The sequence below is a fragment of the Cupriavidus sp. 30B13 genome (genome assembly GCF_049059565.2).
Classification (GTDB): domain Bacteria; phylum Pseudomonadota; class Gammaproteobacteria; order Burkholderiales; family Burkholderiaceae; genus Cupriavidus.
On the sequence record NZ_CP188223.1, the window covers coordinates 2,912,718 to 2,934,987 of the forward strand.

Below are 22,270 nucleotides of genomic sequence, written 5' to 3' on the forward strand. Positions count from 1 at the left end.
TTACACCCTCCAGAGAATCTGAGCAGCGTAGCCCGCGCAACCGACGAGCCACAGAATCGTAAGAACTTGCAGCACGAGGCGCACGGCCATCGGCTTCACATAGTCCATCCAGATATCGCGTACGCCGATCCAGGCGTGGAACAGCAGCGACAGGACGGTGAGGAACGTGATGATCTTCATCCATTGATTGGCGAAGAGACCTGCCCACGCTTCGTAGGAAGCGCCGTTCGAGAGCAGGAAGGAAACTGCCAGCACGACGGTGAAGACCACCATGATGACAGCGGTGACGCGCTGCGCGAGCCAGTCTTTCAGACCGTAGTGCGCACCGACGACAAGACGCTTGGGACCGATATTATTATTTGCCACCTTGACTCTCCTCAAAACAGGCCGAACAGCTTCAGGCCGAAAATCGCGGTGAGCAACAGGCTGATGACCAGCACGGCGACTGCGGACTTGGCCGAGGCGGGCTTGGTCACGCCGACGTGCACGTCGAGCAGCAGGAAACGGATGCCGGCGCAGAAATGGTGCAGATAACCCCAGATCAGGACCAGCAGAACCAGCTTGACGAAGCCGCCGGACAGGAGCGCCGAGAACTTTGCGAAGCTCAGTTCCGAGGTGACGCTCTGCTCGAACAGATAGAGCACGAAAGGAAGGAGGAGGAACATCAGGGCACCGCTTGCGCGATGCAGGATGGACACCTTGCCGGCCCAGGGCAACCTGTAACGCGCTAGCTGCGTGACATGGATGTTCCGGAACTCCGGCCTGGCTTGTTTGACGGCTTCAGCCATGCGAGACCCCATTTTGCGGTAAACAAAAAACGAAACTACTCGATGCCCTGCATGCAAATGAATGCAGCTGGAGCAAATCCACATAATTTTAGCGCCTTTGTTGCGCGGCGCACCAATAATTTTCAGCTATCGCGCACCAACATGGCGTGCCCGACAATCGCACGCGGCTACGCCACGGCGTAATATTTCCGTGCTCCGGCGCAACGGCGGGCAGCCATCATCGCTACGGCAGCAATAATCATCCGGAATTACCATTCGGCAGCTCAGCTCAAATCGTTCTGATAATAGTGCCGGGTGGTGACATACAAGCCGCGCCGGACCTCGACGGGGCGGTCGCCGTAGGTAAACGAGACACGCTCGACGGACAGCAGCGGCGTGCCGGCCTCCACGGACAGCAAGGCGGCGGTGGCGGCATCGGCGGCCACCGCGCGGATCTTTTCCGAGGCCCGGATCATGCGGGTTCCGAACTCGGCCTCGAACAACGCGTACATCGGGCCCTTCCATTCGGTCAGCTTCTCCGCGGTCAGGCCTTTGAAATTGGTGCCCAGCAGCCAGATCTCGTCCAGCACGGTGGGCTCGCCGGAGAAGAACAGCACGCGGCGGATCTGCACCACGCTGTCGCCGGTGCGGATGTCGAGCAGGCGGGCGATCTCGGCCGGGGCGCGCAGGCGCTTGCACTCGAGCACCTGGCTTGCGCCATAATGCGGCTCGCCCTCGTCGGGCACCAGCCGCAGGAAACGGAACTTGACGCCATCCTCGTGATGGGTCGTGACGAAGGTGCCCTTGCCCTGGCGGCGCGCCACCAGGTTTTCGGCGGCGAGTTCGTCGATGGCCTTGCGCACGGTGCCCTGGCTGACCTTGTAGCGGGCCGCCAGGTCCATCTCGCTGGGGATCATCTCGCCCGGCTTCCATTCGCCGGACTGCAGGCTCTGCGTAATGAGGGCCTTGATCTGCTGGTAAAGGGGGCTGAACGTGGGCGAAGCCGCCGCGGCGGGCGGCGGCGCTGCGGCACCGGACGTGGCGGCGCCATTATCCTGCGCTGCAGCAACGGCAGTACCGACGAGGGGCGTGGGCAGGGATGACATAGGCGAATTTCACCACAAAACGGCAAAGGGCGTCCAGCCCGGCATCAAATGTCTTATGTCTTATATAAGACATATGAATTGACATTGCAGATATGGCCGCCTACACTCCCGCTGGTTTCGACGCCGGCACCGCTCTGGATACGGCACCCCTCTTCGCAGTAGACTTACGCTTTGTCGCACCCCATGACCCGTTGTGGCTCCTTCCCGTCGGCATCGCTCCCAGCGCGCCGGCGGATTGCCGCCTGCCGCCGTGGCGACGAACCCGCACCCGGTGACGTCCGGACCCCCGTCCGGCGCGACACCGTCCAGTTTCCCCCTCTTTTCGTTTGGAGATCTACTCATGGCTAAAGCCCCAATGCGCGTCGCAGTGACCGGCGCCGCTGGCCAGATCGGCTATTCCCTGCTGTTCCGTATCGCTAACGGCGACATGCTGGGCAAGGACCAGCCGGTCATCCTCCAACTGCTCGACCTCCCGCAAGCACAGGCCGCCGTCAAGGGCGTCGTGATGGAACTGGAAGACTGCGCGTTCCCGCTGCTGGCCGGCGTCGTCATCACCGACGACCCCAAGGTCGCCTTCAAGGATGCCGACGTGGCCCTGCTGGTCGGCGCCCGTCCGCGCAGCAAGGGCATGGAACGCAAGGACCTGCTCGAAGCCAACGCCCAGATCTTCACGGTGCAGGGCAAGGCACTGGACGAAGTCGCCAGCCGCGACGTCAAGGTGCTGGTGGTCGGCAACCCGGCCAACACCAACGCCTACATCGCCATGAAGTCCGCGCCGAACCTGCCGCGCGAGAACTTCACCGCCATGCTGCGCCTGGATCACAACCGTGCCCTGTCGCAGATCGCCGCCAAGACCGGCAAGCCGGTGGCGTCGATCGAGAAGATGTTCGTGTGGGGCAACCACAGCCCGACCATGTACGCCGACTACCGCTACGCGACCGTCGACGGCCAGAGCGTCAAGGACCTGATCAACGACCACGCCTGGAACAACGACGTGTTCCTGCCGACCGTCGGCAAGCGCGGCGCCGCCATCATCGAAGCGCGCGGCCTGTCGTCGGCTGCCTCGGCCGCCAACGCCGCCATCGACCACGTGCACGACTGGGTCCTGGGCAGCAACGGCAAGATCGTCACGATGGGCATCCCGTCGAACGGCGAGTACGGCATCCCGGCCGACACCATGTTCGGCTACCCGGTGACCACCGCCAACGGCAAGTACGAAATCGTCAAGGGTCTGGAGATCGACGCCTACAGCCAGGAAAAGATCAACATCACCCTGAAGGAACTGGAAGAAGAAAAGGCCGGCGTGCAGCACCTGCTCGGCTGATCCGCTGTAGATCCAGTCCCAGGCAAGCGCCGATGACCAGGCCGGAGCCCCGCAACGATTCACGGATCGGCGCGGGCTCCGGTTTTTTTCATGCGCGCGCGGCCTGGCCCCGCCACCCCGACCACCACCGATAACGTGCATCCTTCCGAGGTCTTGTTCCAGGGCGAAGCCATGGCGGCCCAACTGCCGGTCTGCGACCACTACGCCGGCAACGAAAAGCTGATGCTCAAATCGCTTGCCCTGCAGCAAGAGCTTGGGCCGGTCTTCGATATCACCCTCGATTGCGAGGACGGTGCCGCCGTCGGCCTCGAGCGCGAGCACGCCGAATTGTGCGCGCGCCTCGTCAACGGCCCGCAGAACCGCTTCAACCGCGTCGGCGTGCGCATCCACGACCCGGCCCACCCGAGCTGGCGCGCGGACGTCGATGCCCTGGTCGGCAGCGCCGGCGCCCGCCTGGCCTACGTGGTCATCCCCAAGGTGGCCGACGTGGTCGAGGTCGCCCGCGTGACCGACCATGTCAACCAAGTGGCGCGCGCCGCCGGCATTGCCCGCCATATACCGATCCATGTGCTGATCGAGACACACGCAGCGCTCGAACAGGTCTTCGACATCGCCCGCCTGGTGCAGGTCGAATGCCTGAGCTTCGGCCTGATGGATTTCGTCTCGGCCCACCACGGCGCCATCCCCGGCGAGGCCATGCGCTCGCCGCAGCAGTTCGAGCAGCCGCTGATCCGGCGCGCCATGCTGGAGATCTCCGCCGCCTGCCACCGCTACGGCAAGGTGCCCTCGCACAACGTCAGCACCGACATCGCGCAGCCCGAACGCGCCGGCGAAGACGCCCTGCGCGCGCGCACCGAATTCGGCTACCTGCGCAAGTGGAGCATCCACCCGAGCCAGATCGAGCCGATCGTGGCGGCTTTCCGCCCGAGCGGCGCGGAGATCGGCGCGGCCAGCGAGATCCTGCTGGCCGCCTACGAAAACAACTGGGCACCGATCCGGCACCAGGGCCAGCTTCATGACCGCGCCAGCTACCGCTATTACTGGTCGCTGCTGCAGCGCGCCCACGCCACCGGCGCGCGGCTGCCGGGCACGGTGCTGGACCGCTTCTTCGCATGACCACGGCGCCGTAGCCAGGCGCCGGCACGCATAAGAGATACCCGCCGCATACCCCGCCGGGATACCCGCCCGGTCCGCGAACAGACAGGAGACGCGATGCCAGAGCAGCAGCAGCCCGCCCCGCAGCAAACCCCGAAGCCGAAGAAATCCGTCGCCCTGTCGGGCGTGGCCGCCGGCAACACCGCGCTGTGCACGGTCGGCCGCACCGGCAACGACCTGCACTACCGCGGCTACGACATCCTCGACATCGCCGAGACCTGCGAATTCGAGGAAATCGCCCACCTGCTGGTGCACGGCAAGCTCCCCACCCGCGCCGAACTCGCCGCCTACAAGGCCAAGCTCAAGGCCTTGCGCGGCCTGCCCGCCAACGTCAAGGCCGCCCTCGAATGGGTGCCCGCCAGCGCCCATCCGATGGACGTCATGCGCACCGGCGTGTCCGTGCTCGGCACCGTGCTGCCCGAGAAGGAAGACCACAACACCCCGGGCGCGCGCGACATCGCCGACCGCCTCATGGCCAGCCTCGGCTCCATGCTGCTGTACTGGTACCACTACAGCCACAACGGCCGGCGCATCGAGGTCGAGACCGACGACGACTCCATCGGCGCGCACTTCCTGCACCTGCTGCACGGCCAGAAGCCGTCGGCGCTGTGGGAACGCGCCATGCAGACCTCGCTGAACCTGTACGCCGAGCACGAGTTCAACGCCTCGACCTTCACCGCGCGCGTGATCGCCGGCACCGGCTCGGACATGTATTCGTCGATCGCCGGGGCCATCGGCGCGCTGCGCGGCCCCAAGCACGGCGGCGCCAACGAGGTGGCCTTCGAGATCCAGAAGCGCTACGACAGCCCGGCCGAGGCCGAGGCCGACATCAAGCGCCGCGTGGAGAACAAGGAAGTGGTGATCGGCTTCGGCCACCCGGTGTACACCACCGGCGACCCGCGCAACCAGGTCATCAAGGAAGTGGCCAGGCGCCTGTCGAAGGACGCCGGCGCGATGAAGATGTTCGACATCGCCGAGCGGCTGGAGACGGTCATGTGGGACGCCAAGAAGATGTTCCCCAACCTGGACTGGTTCAGCGCGGTGAGCTACCACATGATGGGCGTGCCCACGGCCATGTTCACGCCGCTGTTCGTGATCGCGCGCACCTCGGGCTGGGCCGCGCACATCATCGAGCAGCGCATCGACAACAAGATCATCCGCCCCAGCGCCAACTACACCGGGCCGGAGAACCTGAAGTTCGTGCCGATCGGCAGGCGCAAATAGGCCACTGGCCGGCCCCGCAAGCGGCATGCCGCCCGCCCGCAGTGCACGGCAAGCCGCGTGGGGCGGCTCCGGCGGCCGAATTGTGTAACCAATGGATGGGGTACTACGCCCCGACTTTCAAATCGTAGAGAATAGCGGCGGAATGTGATGACCGGCCTTTGCCCCGTCACCTGCCTTTGACTCAACTCCAGAAGGAACCCACAGAATGAAGCATCTCGTCCTCGCCGCCTGCATCGGCGCCTTTTCGCTGACCTCCGCCGGTGTTGCGATGGCCCAGGAACCGGCCAAGAAGGCCGCTCCCGCCAAGAAGGCCCCGGCCAAGAAGAACACCAAGAAGACGGTCGCCGCCAAGGAAGTCCCGCCCGAGCCGACCGGTGAAAAGTGGCAGTGCGAACTGGGCCACGCCATCTATATCAGCGGCAACATGCTGCGCGACGAAGTCATCGTCGTGAACTGGGAAGGCAAGGAATACCGCCTGCCCCGCCAGTCCACCGTGACCGGCGCCGACCGCTACTTCGACGCCCGCTCGGGCATGGACCTGGTCGTCATCCCGAGCAAGGCCATGCTGTTCAACAAGACGGCCGGCCAGCGCCTGGCCGACGAATGCCAGACCGCCGACATGCTGGCCGGCGGCTCCGCCCCGACCCAGGCAGGCGCGCTGCGCGCACCTGTCGCCACGCCGCTGCTGGTGGCGCCGTCCGCGCCGCCGGCGCCCGCCACCGCCGATGCCGGCCAGGCTCCCGCCGCGCAGAAGCAGTAAGGCGCGACGCGGCGTCACGGGCGTCACGGGCATCACAGGCATCACAAGGACCGGCAGCACCAGAAAGGCATAAAAAAGGCACCAGGCAGCACAAATTCCCGAGGGGACCCATGTCTGCACATATTGCGAATGTCCGGCCGGAACCTGACCAGGTGCTGGCCGATATCGTCGACTACGTCGCTGGCTACCAGATCAAGAGCGCGCTGGCCTACGACACGGCCCGCAACTGCCTGATCGACACCCTCGGCTGCGGCCTGGAAGCCTTGTCCTACCCCGCCTGCACCAAGCTGCTGGGCCCCATCGTGCCGGGCACGGTGGTTCCCCACGGCGCCAAGGTGCCGGGCACCCAATTCCAGCTCGACCCGGTCCAGGCCGCCTTCAACATCGGCGCCATGATCCGCTGGCTCGACTTCAACGACACCTGGCTGGCCGCCGAATGGGGCCACCCGTCGGACAACCTCGGCGGCATCCTCGCCACCGCCGACTGGCTCTCGCGCAACCACGTGGCCGCCGGCCGCAAGCCGCTGGCCATGAAGCAGGTACTCGCGGCCATGATCAAGGCCCACGAGATCCAGGGCTGCATCGCGCTGGAAAACTCGTTCAACAAGGTCGGCCTGGACCATGTGGTGCTGGTCAAGGTGGCCACCACCGCCGTGGTGGCGCACATGCTGGGCCTGGCCCGCGAGGAGATCATCAACGCGGTCTCGCTGGCGTGGGTCGACGGCCAGTCGCTGCGCACCTACCGCCACGCCCCCAACACCGGCAGCCGCAAGAGCTGGGCCGCCGGCGACGCCACCAGCCGCGCCGTGCGCCTGGCCCTGATCGCCCGCACCGGCGAGATGGGCTACCCCTCGGTGCTCACGGCCAGGGGCTGGGGCTTCTACGACGTGCTGTTCAAGGGCCAGCCGTTCCGCTTCCAGCGCCCCTACGGCACCTACGTGATGGAGAACGTGCTGTTCAAGATCTCCTTCCCGGCGGAGTTCCACGCGCAGACCGCGGCGGAGGCGGCAATGACCCTGCACGGACAGCTCGCCGCCGCCGGCAAAACGGCCGCCGACATCCGCCGGGTCACCATCCGCACCCACGAAGCCTGCATCCGCATCATCGACAAGACCGGCCCGCTGGCCAATCCGGCCGACCGCGACCACTGCATCCAGTACATGGTCGCGGTGCCGCTGCTGTTCGGCCGCCTGACGGCCGGCGACTACGAGGACAGGATCGCCGCCGACCCGCGCATCGACGCGCTGCGCGCCCGCATCGCCTGCGTGGAAGACCCCGCCTTCACCGCCGACTACCATGACCCGGACAAACGCTCGATCGCCAATGCGCTGACCGTCGAGCTGGACGACGGCACGGTGCTGCCCGAGGTGGTGGTGGAATACCCGATCGGCCACCGGCGCCGGCGCGAGGACGGCATCCCGCTGCTGGTGGAGAAATTCAGGACCAACCTGGCGCGCCGCTTCCCGGACCGGCAGCAGCAGGCCATCCTGGCGGTGTCGCTGGACCAGGCGCGCCTGGAGGCGATGCCGGTCCACGAGTATGTGGATCTGTACGTCATCTGAGCAAGGCGCGCGCGCGCCGGCCGCCGGCTTGCCCTACAATCGACGCGGTGCAAGCATTGGCAAGGCCTCGTCCGCGCAAGACAGCATGCGGTCGTCGGCAATAGAATCACCACCGGGGTCAGCAGCAGGATCGGGAAACCAGAAGCAAAAAAAGCAGCAAGGCATGAAGCATCAGCAAGCATGAACACGGCGCCCCACCGGCGCCCGCGCCGCGCGGCAGGCTGGCTCCGGCGCCGCCGGCGGCCGCAGCACGAATGACAGATTCACGAGTCCAAGCCAGTCCGCACCATCTTTCGAATGGAGTAAGGCAATGCCCCACAATCTCAATAAAACTCTGAAAGAATTCAAGATCAGCCCGGGTCTCAAGGGCCAGTACTATTCCCTGCCGCAACTGGGCAAGGCGCTGGGCGTGGCCGTCGAGCGCCTGCCGGTATCGATCCGCCTCGTGCTCGAATCGGTGCTGCGCAACTGCGACGGCAAGAAGGTCACCGAGGAACACGTCAGGCAGCTCGCCAACTGGAAGCCGGTGGCCGAGCGCGTGGACGAGATCCCCTTCGTGGTGGCGCGCGTGGTGCTGCAGGACTTCACCGGCGTGCCGCTGCTGGCCGATCTGGCCGCCATGCGCAACGTGGCCGAGAAGATGGGCAAGAACCCCAAGAAGATCGAGCCGCTGGTCCCGGTGGACCTGGTGGTCGACCACTCGGTGCAGATCGACCACTTCCGCGAAAAGAAAGCGCTCGACCTCAACATGCAGCTGGAATTCCAGCGCAACAACGAGCGCTACCAGTTCATGAAGTGGGGCATGCAGGCGTTCGACACCTTCGGCGTGGTGCAGCCGGGCTTCGGCATCGTGCACCAGGTCAACCTGGAATACCTGGCGCGCGGCGTGCACAAGAAGGACGGCGTGTACTACCCCGACACCCTGGTCGGCACCGACAGCCACACCACCATGATCAACGGCATCGGCGTGGTGGGCTGGGGCGTGGGCGGCATCGAGGCGGAAGCCGGCATGCTGGGCCAGCCGGTCTACTTCCTGACGCCGGACGTGGTGGGCGTGGAGCTGAAGGGCCGCCTGCGCGAAGGCGTCACGGCCACCGACCTGGTGCTCACCATCACCGAAATGCTGCGCCGCGAAAAAGTGGTCGGCAAGTTCGTCGAGTTCTTCGGCGAAGGCACCGCGAGCCTGGCGCTGCCGGACCGCGCCACCATCGGCAACATGGCGCCGGAATACGGCGCCACCATGGGCTTCTTCCCGGTCGACGAGAAGACCATCGACTACTTCAAGGGCACCGGCCGCACGGAAGAGGAAATCGCCGCCTTCGAAGGCTATTTCCGCGCCCAGAACCTGTTCGGCGTGCCCAAGGCCGGCGAGATCGACTACACCAGCGTGGTCACGCTCGACCTCGGCACCGTGGCCCCCTCGCTGGCCGGCCCGAAGCGCCCGCAGGACCGCATCGAGATCGGCAACGTCAAGACCACCTTCGCCTCGCTGTTCGCCAAGCCGACCGCCGAGAACGGCTTCAACAAGGACATCGCCGAGCTGGACAAGACCTACACCACCACCAACGGCGTGAACGTGAAGAGCGGCGACGTGCTGATCGCCGCCATCACCTCCTGCACCAACACCTCCAACCCGAGCGTGCTGCTGGCCGCCGGCCTGCTGGCCAAGAAGGCGGTGGAAGCCGGCCTGACGGTGGCGCCGCACATCAAGACCTCGCTCGCCCCCGGCAGCCGCGTGGTGACGGAATACCTGCAGGCCACCGGCCTGCTGCCCTACCTGGAAAAGCTCGGCTTCGGCGTGACCGCCTACGGCTGCACCACCTGCATCGGCAACGCCGGCGACCTGACGCCGGAACTGAACGAGGCCATCACCAAGAACGACCTCGTGGCCGCCGCCGTGCTGTCCGGCAACCGCAACTTCGAGGCGCGCATCCACCCGAACATCCGCGCCAACTTCCTGGCCTCGCCGCCGCTGGTGGTGGCCTACGCCATCGCCGGCAACGTCACGCGCGACCTGATGACCGAGCCGGTGGGCACCGGCAAGGGCGGCCGCGAGATCTACCTGGGCGACATCTGGCCGAGCTCGGAGGAAATCCACGCCCTGCTCAAGTTCGCCATGAACGCCGACGTGTTCCGCACCAACTACGAACAGGTCAAGAAGCCGAGCAAGCTGTGGGCCAAGGTCAAGGGCACCAAGGGCCAGGTCTACGACTGGCCCAAGTCCACCTACATCGCCGAGCCGCCCTTCTTCCAGGACTTCGGCATGGAACCGGCCGCCACCCAGTCGAGCGTGCGCAACGCGCGCGCGCTCGGCGTGTTCGGCGACTCGGTGACCACCGACCACATCTCGCCGGCCGGCTCGATCAAGGAATCCTCGCCCGCGGGCAAGTACCTGCAGGCCAACGGCGTGCTCAAGGCCGACTTCAACAGCTACGGCTCGCGCCGCGGCAACCATGAAGTCATGATGCGCGGCACCTTCGCCAACGTGCGCATCAAGAACCTGATGCTGCCGGTCAAGCCCGACGGCTCGCGCGTGGAGGGCGGCGTCACGCTGCACCAGCCCTCCGGCGAGGAAATGTCGATCTACGACGCCGCCATGAAGTACATCGCCGAAGGCACGCCCACCGTGGTGTTCGGCGGCGAGGAGTACGGCACCGGCTCGTCGCGCGACTGGGCGGCCAAGGGCACCCAGCTGCTCGGCGTGAAGGCCGTGATCACGCGCAGCTTCGAGCGCATCCACCGCTCCAACCTGGTCGGCATGGGCGTGCTGCCGCTGCAGTTCAAGGGCAACGACAGCGTGCAGACGCTCGGCATCGTCGGCAACGAGACCTTCGACATCGAAGGCATCGAGGGCGAGCTGAAGCCGCAGCAGGACGTCACGCTGGTGATCAAGCGCGCCAACGGCGACGTGCAGCGCGTGCCGGTGCTGCTGCGCATCGACACCCCGATCGAGGTCGACTACTACAACCACGGCGGCATCCTGCCGTTCGTGCTGCGCCAGCTGCTGGCCGCCTGAGCGGGCCGCCCCCGCGCGGGGGTTGCCGGCAGGACACCGAAGCCGCTGGCCGCGCCTCCCCGGGAGGACGCGGCCAGCGGCTTTTTCCATGGGAAAAGCGCCGCCCGCGCCGCCTGCCGGGCACTGGCGCGGAAGCCGGCGCGGGCGCCGGCCTGTGTAAGTTCCACGCAAGCCTGCCCTGCGACACTGCCGTCAACAACAAGAAAGCAGCGTGCGCGGCGGCCGGTCCGGCCAGCCATGCCACGCCGGCTTCCGACGCTCACCTCATATCGGAGACAACATGGCAAAGATCTTCATCGCATTCGTCGTCATCGCCGGCGCGGCCCTCTACCTGCTCACCAAGGGCGGCGGAGACATCTCCATCGGCGGCGAGCAGCACGGCGTGGAAAGCCACGCGCCCGAAACCCCGCAGCCGGCCGCGCAGAAATAGGCGGCCGGCGGGCCCGGCACCGGGCAGGCGCGCGGGCGGCACTGCCCCGCCCCGCGCCGCGCGGAACCCATGCGGCACCGCACGCCATGTTTTGTCAACGTAGCGAGTAGAATACCGTTTTACCGAAAAACGGATGATCTCGACTTATGGCAGGTTTTCGCCCCAAGGCTTCCCAACGTCTTTCGCCTGACGCCGAGCGTCTGGTGGCCGATGCGCTCGCGCTCGATGCCTCGGGCAGCCGCATGGAGGACGGGTACTGGGAGCGGCGGCTCTCGCAACGCCTGGGCCGGCTGCTGAAGAACGGCAGCCAGTCCGCGCTCGACGCGGCGCTCGAACACCTGTTCAAGCACAACGCCGACGCCTCCGACGTGCTGGCCGAGCAAGCCGAGACCCTGGCCGAATCCGCCACCGTCGACATCGACGGTGTCAGCTACGACGCCCTGCTGATCGCCGCGCCCATCCTGGCCCACACGCGCTACGCCATCCCCTCGGGCGCGCTCAAGCCCGAGCTGGCGCAGACGCTCTCGGTGCACATGCAGGCGCATGTGCTGGCGGCCGGCACGCGCATGGCGCTGTCGCCCTACCTGTACAGCATCGACCAGCTCCCGCGCACGCATAGCGACACCTTCGCGCTGACCTACAAGCTGGTGTCGGCGGCGATGTCCGGCACCACGCCCAAGGTCGACCTGCGCGACCTGCCGGAAACCGCGCCGATCCTGGCCGACCCGCGCTACCTGCTGGCGGTGGTGGTAGCGCCGCACGAACAGGCCCTGTTCCGCTGGCAGGAAGACGCCAAGGACCACCACGCCGAGCGCTCCATGTGCCTCGAGCAGTGGCGCACCCAGGTGCAGCCTTCGATCGCGCTGCTGCTGCCGGGCTGCGAGTTCGAGCTGCTGCTGCCGGACGCCTTCTTCCTGTCCTGCCGCGAATCGGACAAGAGCATCCGTCCGCTCACGGTGCGCGCCGCCGTCAACTACCTGTGCGGCACGCTCGACGTGCCGGCCGGCCAGATGGCCGCGGTGGTGGCCGCCTTCGGCGAGGAAGAAGTCGAGGAATATCGCGTGGGCTTCACCATGCGCGGCGAGAAGGACGTGATCTACGGCATCGTCTGGCCGGTCTATGGCCGCGAGTCCGGCGAGATCGACGCCACCGACAAGGACAACCCGCTCGAGCAGATCTGCGAGGAACTGCGCAATGCCGGCGTGGAAGACATCTTCCGCCACGCCGCGCTGTTCGACCCCGAGTATTGCGAGGACTGCGGCACGCCGCTCTACGCCGACCGCTCGGGCGAGATCGTCCACGCCGAACTGCCCGAGGACGCGCCGACGCAGCAGCCGCTGTTCCACTGAGCGCGCCCCGCCACGGATTGCCGACGGCCCGCCTTGCGCGGGCCGTTTTCGTCGGCGGGCCCGCTCAGGCCGGCGGCGGGCTCACGCAGCGCCACAAGGCATGGCCCGAGGCGGCGTACTTGCGCTCGAACGGCGTGATGGCCGCGACCGGCTGCCACGGCCCGGCCGCGGCCGGGCGCCCCACCAGCGCCAGCGCCTGGGCGAATTCGTCGATATAGACCCGCCAGTTGCTGCGGCACTCCAGGTAGTCGCCGCAGGCAGCCAGCGCCGGGAACACGGCGTGGCCCTGCCAGCGCCGCCCCAGGTGGCCGATCTTGGGCCACGGATTGGGATAGAGCACATAGTGGCGCGCCACCGGGACGCACTCGGCCTGCAACATGCGCCAGATGTCGACCAGGTCGGCCCGCGCCCAGGCGAAGTTGGCGGGCATCGGCCCGTCCCACCAGTCCTTGCCGCCCGCCAGCCGCTTCTCGGACTGGTCCACGCCGATGACGAAGTGGCCGGGGAATGCCGTGGCCAGCCGCAGCGTGCTCTCCCCCACCCCGCAGCCGGCGTCGAGGATCAGCGGCGCCGCCCCGGCCCGCTGCCATTGCTGCAACGCAAGATCGAGCGCGCGCCGGCTGGGCTCGCCGATCGGCTTGCGGAACGGCTCGGCCAGGTGGCGGGCCACGCGCGCGGCGAGATGGTCGTGGACATCGGCCTGCGCCGAAGTGATGGTGCGGGAGTTGGCGAACATGGGCGCGATTCTACCGGCTGCGCAGCCGGGGTGGACAGGCGCGGCGCCGGCGGCGAGCATAAGGATATGACGCGGCTATCGCACATCGATGTCGTTTTGGCGGCACAATGCGGGCAGCCGGGTCGGCCGGACGCCCGCTTGCCGCGCGCCGCCACCCCCTTCTGAGAACCCGCCGCCGCCAGCACGCACGCACGCGCGCCACGGCGGCCCGTGCTAGGAGCGCATCCGATGACCGCCAACCGCCGCATCCACCACCCGACCAGCCGCCTGCAGACCCTGATGCCGCGCCGCGCCGCGCTGCGCGCCGGCGCGGCGCTGGCGCTCGGCGCCGCCGCGCTGCTGATGCTGCCCGCCGGCGCGGCCCGCGCCGAGGACCTGCGCATCGGCCTGTCCGCCGACGTGACCTCGATGGACCCGCAGTGGAACAATTCCGGGCCCAACAACGCCATCGCGCTGCATATCTTCGAGTCGCTGGTGTTCATGGACAAGAACGCCCGCTACATCCCGGGCCTGGCGCTGTCGTGGAAGCCGGTCAACGCCATCACCTGGGAGATCAAGCTGCGTCCCAACGTGAAATGGCACGACGGCTCGCCGTTTACCAGCGAAGACGTCAAGGCCTCGCTCGAACGCCCCGAGAAACTGGTCAACAGCCCCGGCTCCTTCACCAGCTACACCAAGCCGATCGCGCGCATCGACACGCCCGACCCGCTCACCGTGCGCCTGACCATGAGCGTGCCCAACTACGCCAACCTCGCCAACGACCTCAACAGCGTGCCGATCATGCCGAAGAAGGTGGCGGCCACGCTGAGCCAGGCCGACTTCGACTCCGGCAAGGCCATGATCGGCACCGGGCCGTTCAAGTTCGTGCGCTTCGCGCGCGGGCAGGAAATCGTGATGGCCAGGAACCCCGACTACTGGGGGCCCAAGCCCGAATGGGACCGCGCCATCTTCCGCATCCTCACCGACAACGGCGCGCGCAGCGCGGCGCTGCTGGCCGGCGACGTGGACGTGATCGAAAGCGTGCCGTCGGCCGACGTCGCCCGGCTCAGGCAGAACCCCAAGTTCCGCATCGAGCAGCAGGTCTCGTGGCGCACCATCTTCTGGCAGATGGACCAGTCGCGCGACAACCCGCCGTTCGTCACCGACAAGGCCGGCAAGCCGCTCGGCAAGAATCCGTTCAAGGACGCGCGCGTGCGCGCCGCCATCAGCCACGCGCTCAACCGCGACGCCATCGTCAGCCGCATCATGGAAGGGCTGGCGGTGCCGGCCTCGTCGATCGTCTCGCCGCAGATCTTCGGCCATCCGGGCACCAAGCCCGATGCCTACGACCCCGAAGGCGCCAGGAAGCTGCTGGCCGCGGCGGGCTACCCGGACGGCTTCGGCCTGACCCTGCACGCCACCAACAACCGCTACCTGAACGACGCCGCCGTGGCGCAGGCCACCGCCAGCATGCTCACCCGCATCGGCATCCAGACCAAGGTGGAAACGCTGCCCGTGGCCGCCTACTTCACGCGCGCGCGCCAGGGCGACTTCGCCTTCGAGATGCTGGGCTGGGGCTCGGCGGCCGCCGACGTGGCGCTGCGCTCGATCACCGGCACGCCCAACCCCAAGACCGGCTATGGCACCTGGAACTGGGGCAAGTACAGCAACGCGCAGCTCGACCAGCTGATCGAGAAGTCGCTCACCACCGTGAGCAGCGACAAGGCGCGCGAGGAAAACGCCCGCGCCGCCGCGAAGTTCGCGCTGGCCGACCACGCCATCATTCCCTCGCACAGCCAGCTGGCGATGTGGGCGATGCGCAAGGACCTGAAGTACGAAGCCCGCACCGACGAGTGGTCGCTGGCGCAGTTCTTCCACAAGCAGTAAGCAGCGGAACGCGGCAAAGCGGCAAAGCGGCAGGCGGGCATTGCATGCCGGGCGGCCGGGGCTCAGATCCTGAGCCGCTCCTCCTGGCGGGCGTTCGCCGCCCGCAGCCCCTTCACCCACGAGCGCGCCGGCAGTCCGGTGGCGTCTTCCACCACCTTCGCGCGCAGTTCCAGCACTTCCCACGACACGTCGATCGCCGGGCCGTTGAAGGCCAGCGCGATCACGTTGCCGTCGTGCACTTCCGGGAACACCAGCACGCGGTCCTCGAAGGCCTCGCAGATGCGCACGATGTTCTTGGGGAAGCTGTCGTGGTCGCCGAACAGGTTGATGGTCATCACCCCGGGCGCCTTCAGCACGCGGCGGCATGCCTTGTAGAACGCCGTGGTGTCCAGCACCGGGCCGCGCGCGGTGGCGTCGTACAGGTCGACCTGCAGCACGTCGAGCGCGGCGGTGTGGGCGCTGTCCATCACGTAGTCCCAGGCGTCCTGCTCGCGCACGGTCAGGCGTGCGTCGTCCTCGCGCAGGCCGAACATGCTGCGCCCGGCCACGATCACGGCCGGGTTCAGCTCCACCGCGGTGACGCGCGCGCGGCTGAACTGGCGGTGGCAGAACTTGGTCAGCGCCGCCGCGCCCAGGCCCAGCTGCGCGACGTGGAAGTCCGGCGCCGAGGGCGACAGGAACAGCAGCCACGCCATCATCTGCTGGGCGTACTCCAGCTCGATGGCGTCCGGCTTGCGCAGGCGCATCGCGCCCTGCACCCATTCCGTGCCGAAGTGCAGGTAGCGCACGCCGTCCATCTCGGAGAAGGTCACCGGCGCGAAGCGCGGAGTCATGCGCTTTTCTTCGCGCTCGGTCCGGCGCGCTTCGCGGCGCTGGTCTTCTTGCCGGTCTTCGCGCTGCGCGCCGGCGCGGCCGCGCTCGCCGCGCGCGGGGCGGCGCGAGGCCACGGCTTCGATGGATTTGCGTTTCAGGAGAGTCATGTCGGTCGGGGAAAGGCGGGAATACGGACAGGCGTGCCGCCTTACGGGGCGGCGCGCGGCTTCATGCGACGGCAGGCGGCAGCGGCCGGCGTCAGGGCATCAGGACTTGCCGAGCGCGCCTTGCGCGCGCTGCAGCCATTCCCGGTTGTGCTCGCGCGCGTGGCGCGGCCAGTGCTTGCCGTCGTGCACGATCTCGGCATACAGGGCCTGCGCGCGCTCGCGGTCGGCGCCGTCCTGCCGCGCCGCGAGCCAGTCGGCGAACAGGCAGCGCGCGGCGGCATCGCTGGCGCAGCTCAACGCCTGCTCGAACGCGGCGCGCGTGCCGGGCGCATCGGTGGCGGCCAGCGCGCGCGCATACAGCAAGGCGGGATCGGCCTGCTGGCGCGCCTGCGGCTGGGCTTCGAACAGGCGCTCCAGCGTGGCCGCGGCGGCGGCGTGCGCGCCGGTGGCGAACTGCGCGCGCGCCAGCCCCAGCAGCAGCGCGGGATCGCTGGCGAACGGGCCGCTCGCGGCGGCCTCGTAGTGCTGCAGCGCCTCCTTGGGCTCGTCCGCGTCCAGCAGGGCGGCCCCCAGGCGCATGCGGTGGTCGACCGTCGGCGCGCGGTCGAAGGCGGCGCGCGCTTCGCGCACGGCGCGGTTGGGGTCCACCAGTTGCCCGATCGCGCGCGTGGCGGCGCGCGCGCCGCGCGTCTGGCGCAGCGCCGGCAGGTAGATGGCGAAGAAATACACCACGCTGCCCAGCCCCGGGAACAGGAACAGGATCAGCAGCCAGTACATGTTCTGGTGGGTGCGCACCGCGTGGACGGCGAAATACAGCGCCACGATGACGTGAAAACCAATTCCGAGATAGGGCATCGTCGTTCAATCCTGTATGGCACGCGCCGGCGGGCAGGCCGCCGGCGCTCACAGGCAGGATTGTGACAGATGCGCGCGGCCGGCAGCAGGTAGCCGGCCGCCGGCGCGGCGGCTCACAGCAGTCCGAGCGTGAACGCCTTCAGCGTCGCCGCCGCGCGCGTGGAGCATTCGAGCTTGCGGAAGATGCTCTCCACGTGGGTGCGCACCGTGCTCGGGCTGATCGACAGCGTGCGCGCGACCTCCTTGTTGCTCTCGCCCTGGCTGATGCGCCGCAGCACGTCGGTCTCGCGCTCGGACAGCACCACGGCCGTGCGCGGCGCGGCGGGCGCCTGCCGGCCGCCGGCCGCGGCCAGCGTGGCCTCGACCGCGTCGGCGTCGAAGCGGCCGCGCGCGGCTTCCTCGCGCAGCAGCGCCGCCGCCGCGTCCGGCGCCATCGCCTCGCGCCACGGACGGCGCGCGCGCAGCGCGGCCCAGGCCGCCGCCACCGCCAGCGTGCGGTGCGCGGCCGACAGCGCGTCGCCGCCGAGGCCGCGGAAATAGCCGCTGCCGTCGAGCCGCTCGTAGGCATACGAGGCCAGCTCCGCCTCCGCGCCCAGCGTGCCGATCTGGCGGGCCGCGCGCGAGGTCCAGTACGGCACCAGGCGGATGCGCTCCCAGTCCGCCGCGGGCAGCCGGCCCGGCGTGTTCCACAGGCGGTTGGGCAGCGCGGCGCGGCCCATGCCATGGATCAGGCCGGCGCGGTGCAGGCGCGCCTGCAGCACCGCATCGAGCCCCTGCAGCGCGGCGCTCGCGCGCGCCAGCTCCGCGACCTGCCGCGAATACCCGGCCATCCACGGCAGCTTGAGATCGATGACGTCGGCGATCACGGTCAGCGGGACGTCTTCCTCGCCGCGCGCGGCCGGCATGCCGCCGCCCGCCGGCGCCTGCTCGTCCAGCGCGGCCAGCCAGTCGCGCGCGTGGCGGCGCAACGGCCCGACCAGCGCATCCGGATACTTGCGGTTGCCGGCGGCCGCGATGCGCGCGAGCGCGCCTTCCAGCCCGTGGACGCGCCCGAGGATCTCCAGGTCGCTGGCCAGCGTCACGTGATAGACCAGCTCCGGCACCGCCGGATGCCGCAGCCGGCCGGGCATGCCGGTGCCGTCGTAGGTCTCGAAGATGTTGCGCAGGCCCTGCTCCACCGCGTTGCCCATGCCGAGCATGGCGGCAATCTCGCCCGACACCTCGCAATGGATCTCCGCCAGCGGGAAGATGCCGCGCTGCTGCGCCTGGCTGAGCGCGGGCAAGGTCTGCGACATCAGGGCCTCGCGCCCGCCCACGTCGTCGCCGAGCAGCGCCTCGAAGCCGGCCGCGTTGGCGGTGCAGCCCGACCAGCGCAGCAGCGCCACCTGCCGCGCGGCGCGGCAGTCCTGCGCGCCGCAGCCGGCCCGCTCGGCGAGCTGCGCGGCCAGCCACGCCGTGCGCAGCGAATGGTCGGTCGGCCGGCCCATGCTGAGGTCGCCGATGAAAGCCAGTGCCAGGATGGCGTCGAGGACCGGCACGGTATCTGGGTTTTGCATGCGGCGTTCGTTCGGTTGCGGTTGCGGTTGCGGTTGCGGTTGCGGTGCGGTTGCGGGCCGGCCGCGGGCGCACGGCATGCCGCGGCGGCCAATGAGAACACAAAAGCGCACGGACCTGGCGGCAAGGGCCGCGGCAGCGGCCGGGCGGGGTCGGATAATCGACCGATTCCGGCGGCGGCCGCGATTGCCGATACTCGGTTCCAGTCACGAACCCGTGCCGAACCCTCAACCGGAGATCCATCATGTCGCATCGTAAGACCATTTCGCTCGCCCTGGGCGCCCTTACTCTGGCCGCCAGCTCCTTCGCCCACGCCGCCGCGCCCGCCGCCGACGCACCCTCGGTCGTCCTCGTGCACGGCGCCTTCGCCGACGGCTCGGACTGGGCCAAGGTGATCCCGCTGCTGCAGGCCAAGGGCATCAAGGTGCAGTCCGTGCAGAACGGCCTGAACTCGCTGCAGGACGACGTGGCCGTCGCGCGCCGCGCCATCGACAACCAGAAAGGCAAGGTGGTGCTGGTCGGCCACTCGTGGGGCGGCACCGTGATCACCGAAGCCGGCAACGACGACAAGGTCGCGGCGCTGGTGTACGTCGCCGCGTTCGCGCCCGACGCCGGCCAGTCCACCGAGGAACTCGGCAAGGGCTACCCCACGCCGCCGGGCATCGGCAAGCTGGTGGCCGACGCGCAAGGCTACCTGTCGCTGCCGCCCGAGGCCATGGCCCACGACTTCGCCCAGGACGTGCCCGCCGCGCAGGCGCGCGTCATGGCCGTCACGCAAGGCCCCATCCAGGCGAAATCGTTCGGCGAGAAGGTCACCGCCGCCGCGTGGTCCACGCGCCCGTCCTGGTACATCGTGAGCGAGAAGGACCGCATGATCCAGCCCGACCTGGAACGCGCGATGGCGAAGAAGATCGGCGCCAAGGTCACCAGCCTGCCGACCAGCCACGTGCCGCAGCAATCGCGGCCCGCCGAGGTGGCCAAGGTCATCATCGACGCGGTGCAGGCCAGCACGAAGTAAGGCCGCGCGCGAAATCGGCGCGAGGAGGCAAGGCGCGGGCGGACGTTGAGCCTGCGCCTTGCCATTCGCGGCGGGTCGCCCGCTTCTGCGGGAGACCGCGGACGGCGGCGACCGGCGTCCCGCCCGCTCCGGCCCGCCCGCCGGCGATGCGGCATGTTACTTGCTACTGTCATGTTTCGCAGTCACCTTAGCGAAACCCGGGACTGCCCTTGCGGCCAGGCCCTTTCCATGACAAAGGAACCGCAGACATGAGCCACATCCACTTCATCGGCGGTGAGAAGGGCGGCGTGGGCAAATCGCTCGTCGCGCGCCTGCTGGCCCAGCATTTCATCGACCAGGGCATGCCGTTCCTGGGCTTCGACACCGACAAATCGCACGGCGCGCTGCTGCGCTTCTATGCCGATTTCGCCTCGCCCGCCGTGCTGGACCAGCACGACAGCCTGGACCCCATCATCGAGCAGGCGGTCGAGGACCCGCAGCGGCGCATCCTGGTCGACCTCGCGGCGCAGACCCAGCCAGCGCTGGCCAGGTGGCTCGACGATGCCGACGTGCTCGGCCTTGCCGGGGAACACGGCCTGACGCTCACATGGTGGCACGTGATGGACGCGGGCCGCGATTCGGTCGACCTGCTGCGGCAATGGCTCGACCAGTTCGGCGGACGCATCAAACTGGTGCTCGTCCTCAACGAAATCCGCGGCGACCGCTTCGACATCCTGGAAGCCTCGGGCGAGCGCGAGCGGGCCGAGGCGCTCGGCGCCAGCGTGATGACCCTGCGCCACCTGCCCGACACCACGATGCAGAAGATCGACCGGCACAGCGCCAGCTTCTGGGCCGCGGTCAATCACCCGGACCGCGCCGCCACCGGGCTCGGCCTGCTGGAGCGGCAGCGCGTCAAGGTATGGCTGCAGCGCGCCCATGCGGAGATGGCGCGGCTGCCCTTGTAAGCACGCCGGCGCCGCCGGCTGCCCTACTTGCCCGCGGCGGGGACCATCTTGGCGAAATCGGCGTCCAGCCGCGCGAGCGCCCCGTCGATCCTGCCGCGCCGCGCCTGGATCCAGGCGTCCTGCTGCACCAGCCGCTGCCGGGCGGCGGCCAGCATGCGCTTCATCTCCGCCGGCTGCGGCCCGCCGCTGGTGGCGCGCGCGTTGGTGATGGCCAGCGGGTTGAGCGCCGCGCGGAATTCCGCCTCGCTCATCGGCAGCTCGCCGGCGTCGTACGCCTTGCCGGCCTCGCGGTAGATGTCCCGGGCCTTCGCATACGGGAAGTCGCTCGGGCGGATATCGCTGGCGCGCGCGTACTCGACGATTTCCGAGGCAAAGTGATGGCCCACGCGGAACGGCACCTTGTACTTGCGCATCAGCACGTCGGCCAGTTCCTGCGAGGCGGTCCAGTCGCTGTTCAGTTCATCGAGCGCGCGTTCCGGACTGATCACCAGCGCGCCGAGAATGCGGTCCCAGTCCTTCAGCACCTTGATCGCGCTGCCCACCATCTCGCTGTTGGGCTTGACCTCCTTGGCGTCGGGCATGCCCGGCGGGATGTTGTGCGCCTCGATCACCGGACCCATCGCCAGCGTGATGGCCATCGACGCATCGTGGCGCGCGCCGTTGAGCAGGCCCGGATTGCGCTTTTGCGGCATCGCGCTCGACACATAGGTATTGCCGCCGCCTTCGGCCAGCAGGATCCACGGCCGCGACTGCGCGTACTGCGTCATCACGTCCTCGATGAAGTTGCCGGCCTGCAGCGCGATGGTGGTGACGATGGCGCCCACTTCGACCGGGTATTCCGCCGACGAGATCTGCGCGGCGTCGTAGGCGTTCTCGACGATGGCGTCGAAGCCGAGGTAGCCCGCCATGCGCTGGCGGTCCAGCGGCCAGCTGGTGCCGTTGAGCACCGTGGTGCCCATCGGCGAGCGGTCGACCCGCGCGTAGGTCTCGCGGATGCGCTGCGCGTCGCGGTCCAGCGCGGCGGCAAACCCCAGCAGGTAGTGGCCGTAGCTGTTGGCCTGCGCGGCCACGCCGTTGGTGTAGTTCGGCACGATGGTGGCGCTGTGCTTGTCCGCCAGCGCCACCAGCGTCGTGGCCGTGCGGTTCAGCTGGTCGGCCAGGGCCAGCAGGTTGTCGCGCATGATGGCCGCGCGATAGGTGGCGTGCATGTCCTGGCTCGAGCGGCCCGCGTGCAGCAGCGTCACCTCCACGCCCGCCGCCTGGATCAGCAGCGGCTCGAACGTGATCACGCTGGACGGCCGCTTGCCGCCGGGCTGGTTGCCGTCCTGGATCACCTTGGCGACGCCCGCCGCGACGCGCGGCGCCACCGCCTTGTCGAGCAGTCCCTGCTCCGTGTTGATGACCGCCGACGCCTTGTTGATCTCGCCCAGCCAGAAGAACTCGTCGCGCTTCGGCGCCTGCTGCGCGCCGGCGCAGGTCGCATACAAGGCGGCCAGCAAAGCGATGGCGCGGATGCGCAGGGCCTTTGGCTTGCCGGCCTGCGCGGAAAACGGGCGCGCGGGAACGCGCATGTTGCAATGCATCATGTTGCGGATCTTCCTGATCGGGTTTGTCGTCGTCCTGG

General features: G+C 68.5%; 19 protein-coding genes. 11 read left to right on the forward strand and 8 right to left on the reverse strand.

Annotated elements, in window-relative coordinates:
- From sdhD to ACKI2N_RS13445, 3 genes are all read right to left on the reverse strand, one after another.
- Positions 1-366, reverse strand: a complete 366-nt coding sequence (sdhD, locus tag ACKI2N_RS13435) for a succinate dehydrogenase, hydrophobic membrane anchor protein (RefSeq protein ID WP_420997058.1) — start codon at positions 364-366, stop codon at positions 1-3.
- An 11-nt stretch (positions 367-377) separates the two neighbouring features.
- The gene (sdhC, locus tag ACKI2N_RS13440; RefSeq protein ID WP_420997057.1) at positions 378-788 is read right to left on the reverse strand and encodes a succinate dehydrogenase, cytochrome b556 subunit; all 411 of its coding nucleotides are present in this window, start codon (positions 786-788) and stop codon (positions 378-380) included.
- Between the two features lie 263 nt (positions 789-1,051).
- Positions 1,052-1,873 (reverse strand): GntR family transcriptional regulator, encoded by an 822-nt coding sequence (locus tag ACKI2N_RS13445; RefSeq protein WP_420997056.1) that lies wholly within the window; start codon positions 1,871-1,873, stop codon positions 1,052-1,054.
- A 340-nt stretch (positions 1,874-2,213) separates the two neighbouring features.
- Here ACKI2N_RS13445 and ACKI2N_RS13450 point away from each other — a divergent pair, with 340 nt between their 5' ends.
- From ACKI2N_RS13450 to ACKI2N_RS13485, 8 genes are all read left to right on the forward strand, one after another.
- On the forward strand, positions 2,214-3,197 hold the full coding sequence (locus tag ACKI2N_RS13450; protein WP_420997055.1) for a malate dehydrogenase: 984 nt from the start codon (positions 2,214-2,216) through the stop codon (positions 3,195-3,197).
- A 135-nt stretch (positions 3,198-3,332) separates the two neighbouring features.
- Entirely contained in the window at positions 3,333-4,313 is a 981-nt protein-coding gene (locus ACKI2N_RS13455) for an HpcH/HpaI aldolase/citrate lyase family protein (RefSeq protein ID WP_420997109.1), read from the forward strand.
- Positions 4,314-4,409: 96 nt separating this feature from the next.
- Positions 4,410-5,576 carry a bifunctional 2-methylcitrate synthase/citrate synthase gene (prpC, locus tag ACKI2N_RS13460; protein WP_420997054.1) on the forward strand — a complete coding sequence of 389 codons (1,167 nt, stop codon included), beginning with the start codon at positions 4,410-4,412 and terminating at the stop codon, positions 5,574-5,576.
- A 205-nt stretch (positions 5,577-5,781) separates the two neighbouring features.
- Positions 5,782-6,336, forward strand: a complete 555-nt coding sequence (locus ACKI2N_RS13465; RefSeq protein WP_420997053.1) for a hypothetical protein — start codon at positions 5,782-5,784, stop codon at positions 6,334-6,336.
- Between the two features lie 110 nt (positions 6,337-6,446).
- Positions 6,447-7,898 (forward strand): bifunctional 2-methylcitrate dehydratase/aconitate hydratase, encoded by a 1,452-nt coding sequence (locus tag ACKI2N_RS13470; RefSeq protein ID WP_420997052.1) that lies wholly within the window; start codon positions 6,447-6,449, stop codon positions 7,896-7,898.
- 310 nt (positions 7,899-8,208) lie between these two features.
- Entirely contained in the window at positions 8,209-10,914 is a 2,706-nt protein-coding gene (gene acnA / locus ACKI2N_RS13475) for an aconitate hydratase AcnA (protein WP_420997051.1), read from the forward strand.
- Between the two features lie 280 nt (positions 10,915-11,194).
- The gene (locus ACKI2N_RS13480; RefSeq protein WP_420997050.1) at positions 11,195-11,344 is read left to right on the forward strand and encodes a hypothetical protein; all 150 of its coding nucleotides are present in this window, start codon (positions 11,195-11,197) and stop codon (positions 11,342-11,344) included.
- Between the two features lie 146 nt (positions 11,345-11,490).
- Positions 11,491-12,693 carry a DUF2863 family protein gene (locus tag ACKI2N_RS13485; RefSeq protein ID WP_420997049.1) on the forward strand — a complete coding sequence of 401 codons (1,203 nt, stop codon included), beginning with the start codon at positions 11,491-11,493 and terminating at the stop codon, positions 12,691-12,693.
- Positions 12,694-12,757: 64 nt separating this feature from the next.
- Here the strand turns inward: ACKI2N_RS13485 and trmB are convergent, their stop codons facing one another.
- The gene (gene trmB, locus ACKI2N_RS13490) at positions 12,758-13,429 is read right to left on the reverse strand and encodes a tRNA (guanine(46)-N(7))-methyltransferase TrmB (RefSeq protein WP_420997048.1); all 672 of its coding nucleotides are present in this window, start codon (positions 13,427-13,429) and stop codon (positions 12,758-12,760) included.
- 228 nt (positions 13,430-13,657) lie between these two features.
- Between trmB and ACKI2N_RS13495 the strand changes: the two genes are divergently transcribed.
- The gene (locus tag ACKI2N_RS13495) at positions 13,658-15,295 is read left to right on the forward strand and encodes an ABC transporter substrate-binding protein (RefSeq protein ID WP_420997047.1); all 1,638 of its coding nucleotides are present in this window, start codon (positions 13,658-13,660) and stop codon (positions 15,293-15,295) included.
- 62 nt (positions 15,296-15,357) lie between these two features.
- Here ACKI2N_RS13495 and ACKI2N_RS13500 read toward each other — a convergent pair whose 3' ends face one another.
- From ACKI2N_RS13500 to ACKI2N_RS13510, 3 genes are all read right to left on the reverse strand, one after another.
- Positions 15,358-16,275: a spermidine synthase gene (locus tag ACKI2N_RS13500; protein ID WP_420997046.1), complete on the reverse strand. Its 918-nt coding sequence runs from the start codon at positions 16,273-16,275 to the stop codon at positions 15,358-15,360.
- A 99-nt stretch (positions 16,276-16,374) separates the two neighbouring features.
- A complete protein-coding gene (locus ACKI2N_RS13505) occupies positions 16,375-17,130 on the reverse strand; it encodes a tetratricopeptide repeat protein (protein WP_420997045.1) in 756 nt (251 codons plus the stop codon).
- 113 nt (positions 17,131-17,243) lie between these two features.
- A complete protein-coding gene (locus ACKI2N_RS13510; protein ID WP_420997044.1) occupies positions 17,244-18,686 on the reverse strand; it encodes an HD domain-containing phosphohydrolase in 1,443 nt (480 codons plus the stop codon).
- Positions 18,687-18,928: 242 nt separating this feature from the next.
- On the opposite strand from ACKI2N_RS13510, the gene ACKI2N_RS13515 reads away from it, so the two are divergent.
- Together ACKI2N_RS13515 and ACKI2N_RS13520 are read left to right on the forward strand one after the other, a co-directional pair.
- Positions 18,929-19,702 (forward strand): alpha/beta fold hydrolase, encoded by a 774-nt coding sequence (locus ACKI2N_RS13515; protein WP_420997043.1) that lies wholly within the window; start codon positions 18,929-18,931, stop codon positions 19,700-19,702.
- Positions 19,703-19,950: 248 nt separating this feature from the next.
- Positions 19,951-20,646: a mobilization protein gene (locus tag ACKI2N_RS13520; RefSeq protein WP_420997042.1), complete on the forward strand. Its 696-nt coding sequence runs from the start codon at positions 19,951-19,953 to the stop codon at positions 20,644-20,646.
- A 23-nt stretch (positions 20,647-20,669) separates the two neighbouring features.
- Here ACKI2N_RS13520 and ACKI2N_RS13525 read toward each other — a convergent pair whose 3' ends face one another.
- A complete protein-coding gene (locus ACKI2N_RS13525; protein WP_420997041.1) occupies positions 20,670-22,232 on the reverse strand; it encodes a lyase family protein in 1,563 nt (520 codons plus the stop codon).
- Positions 22,233-22,270: the final 38 nt, after the last annotated feature.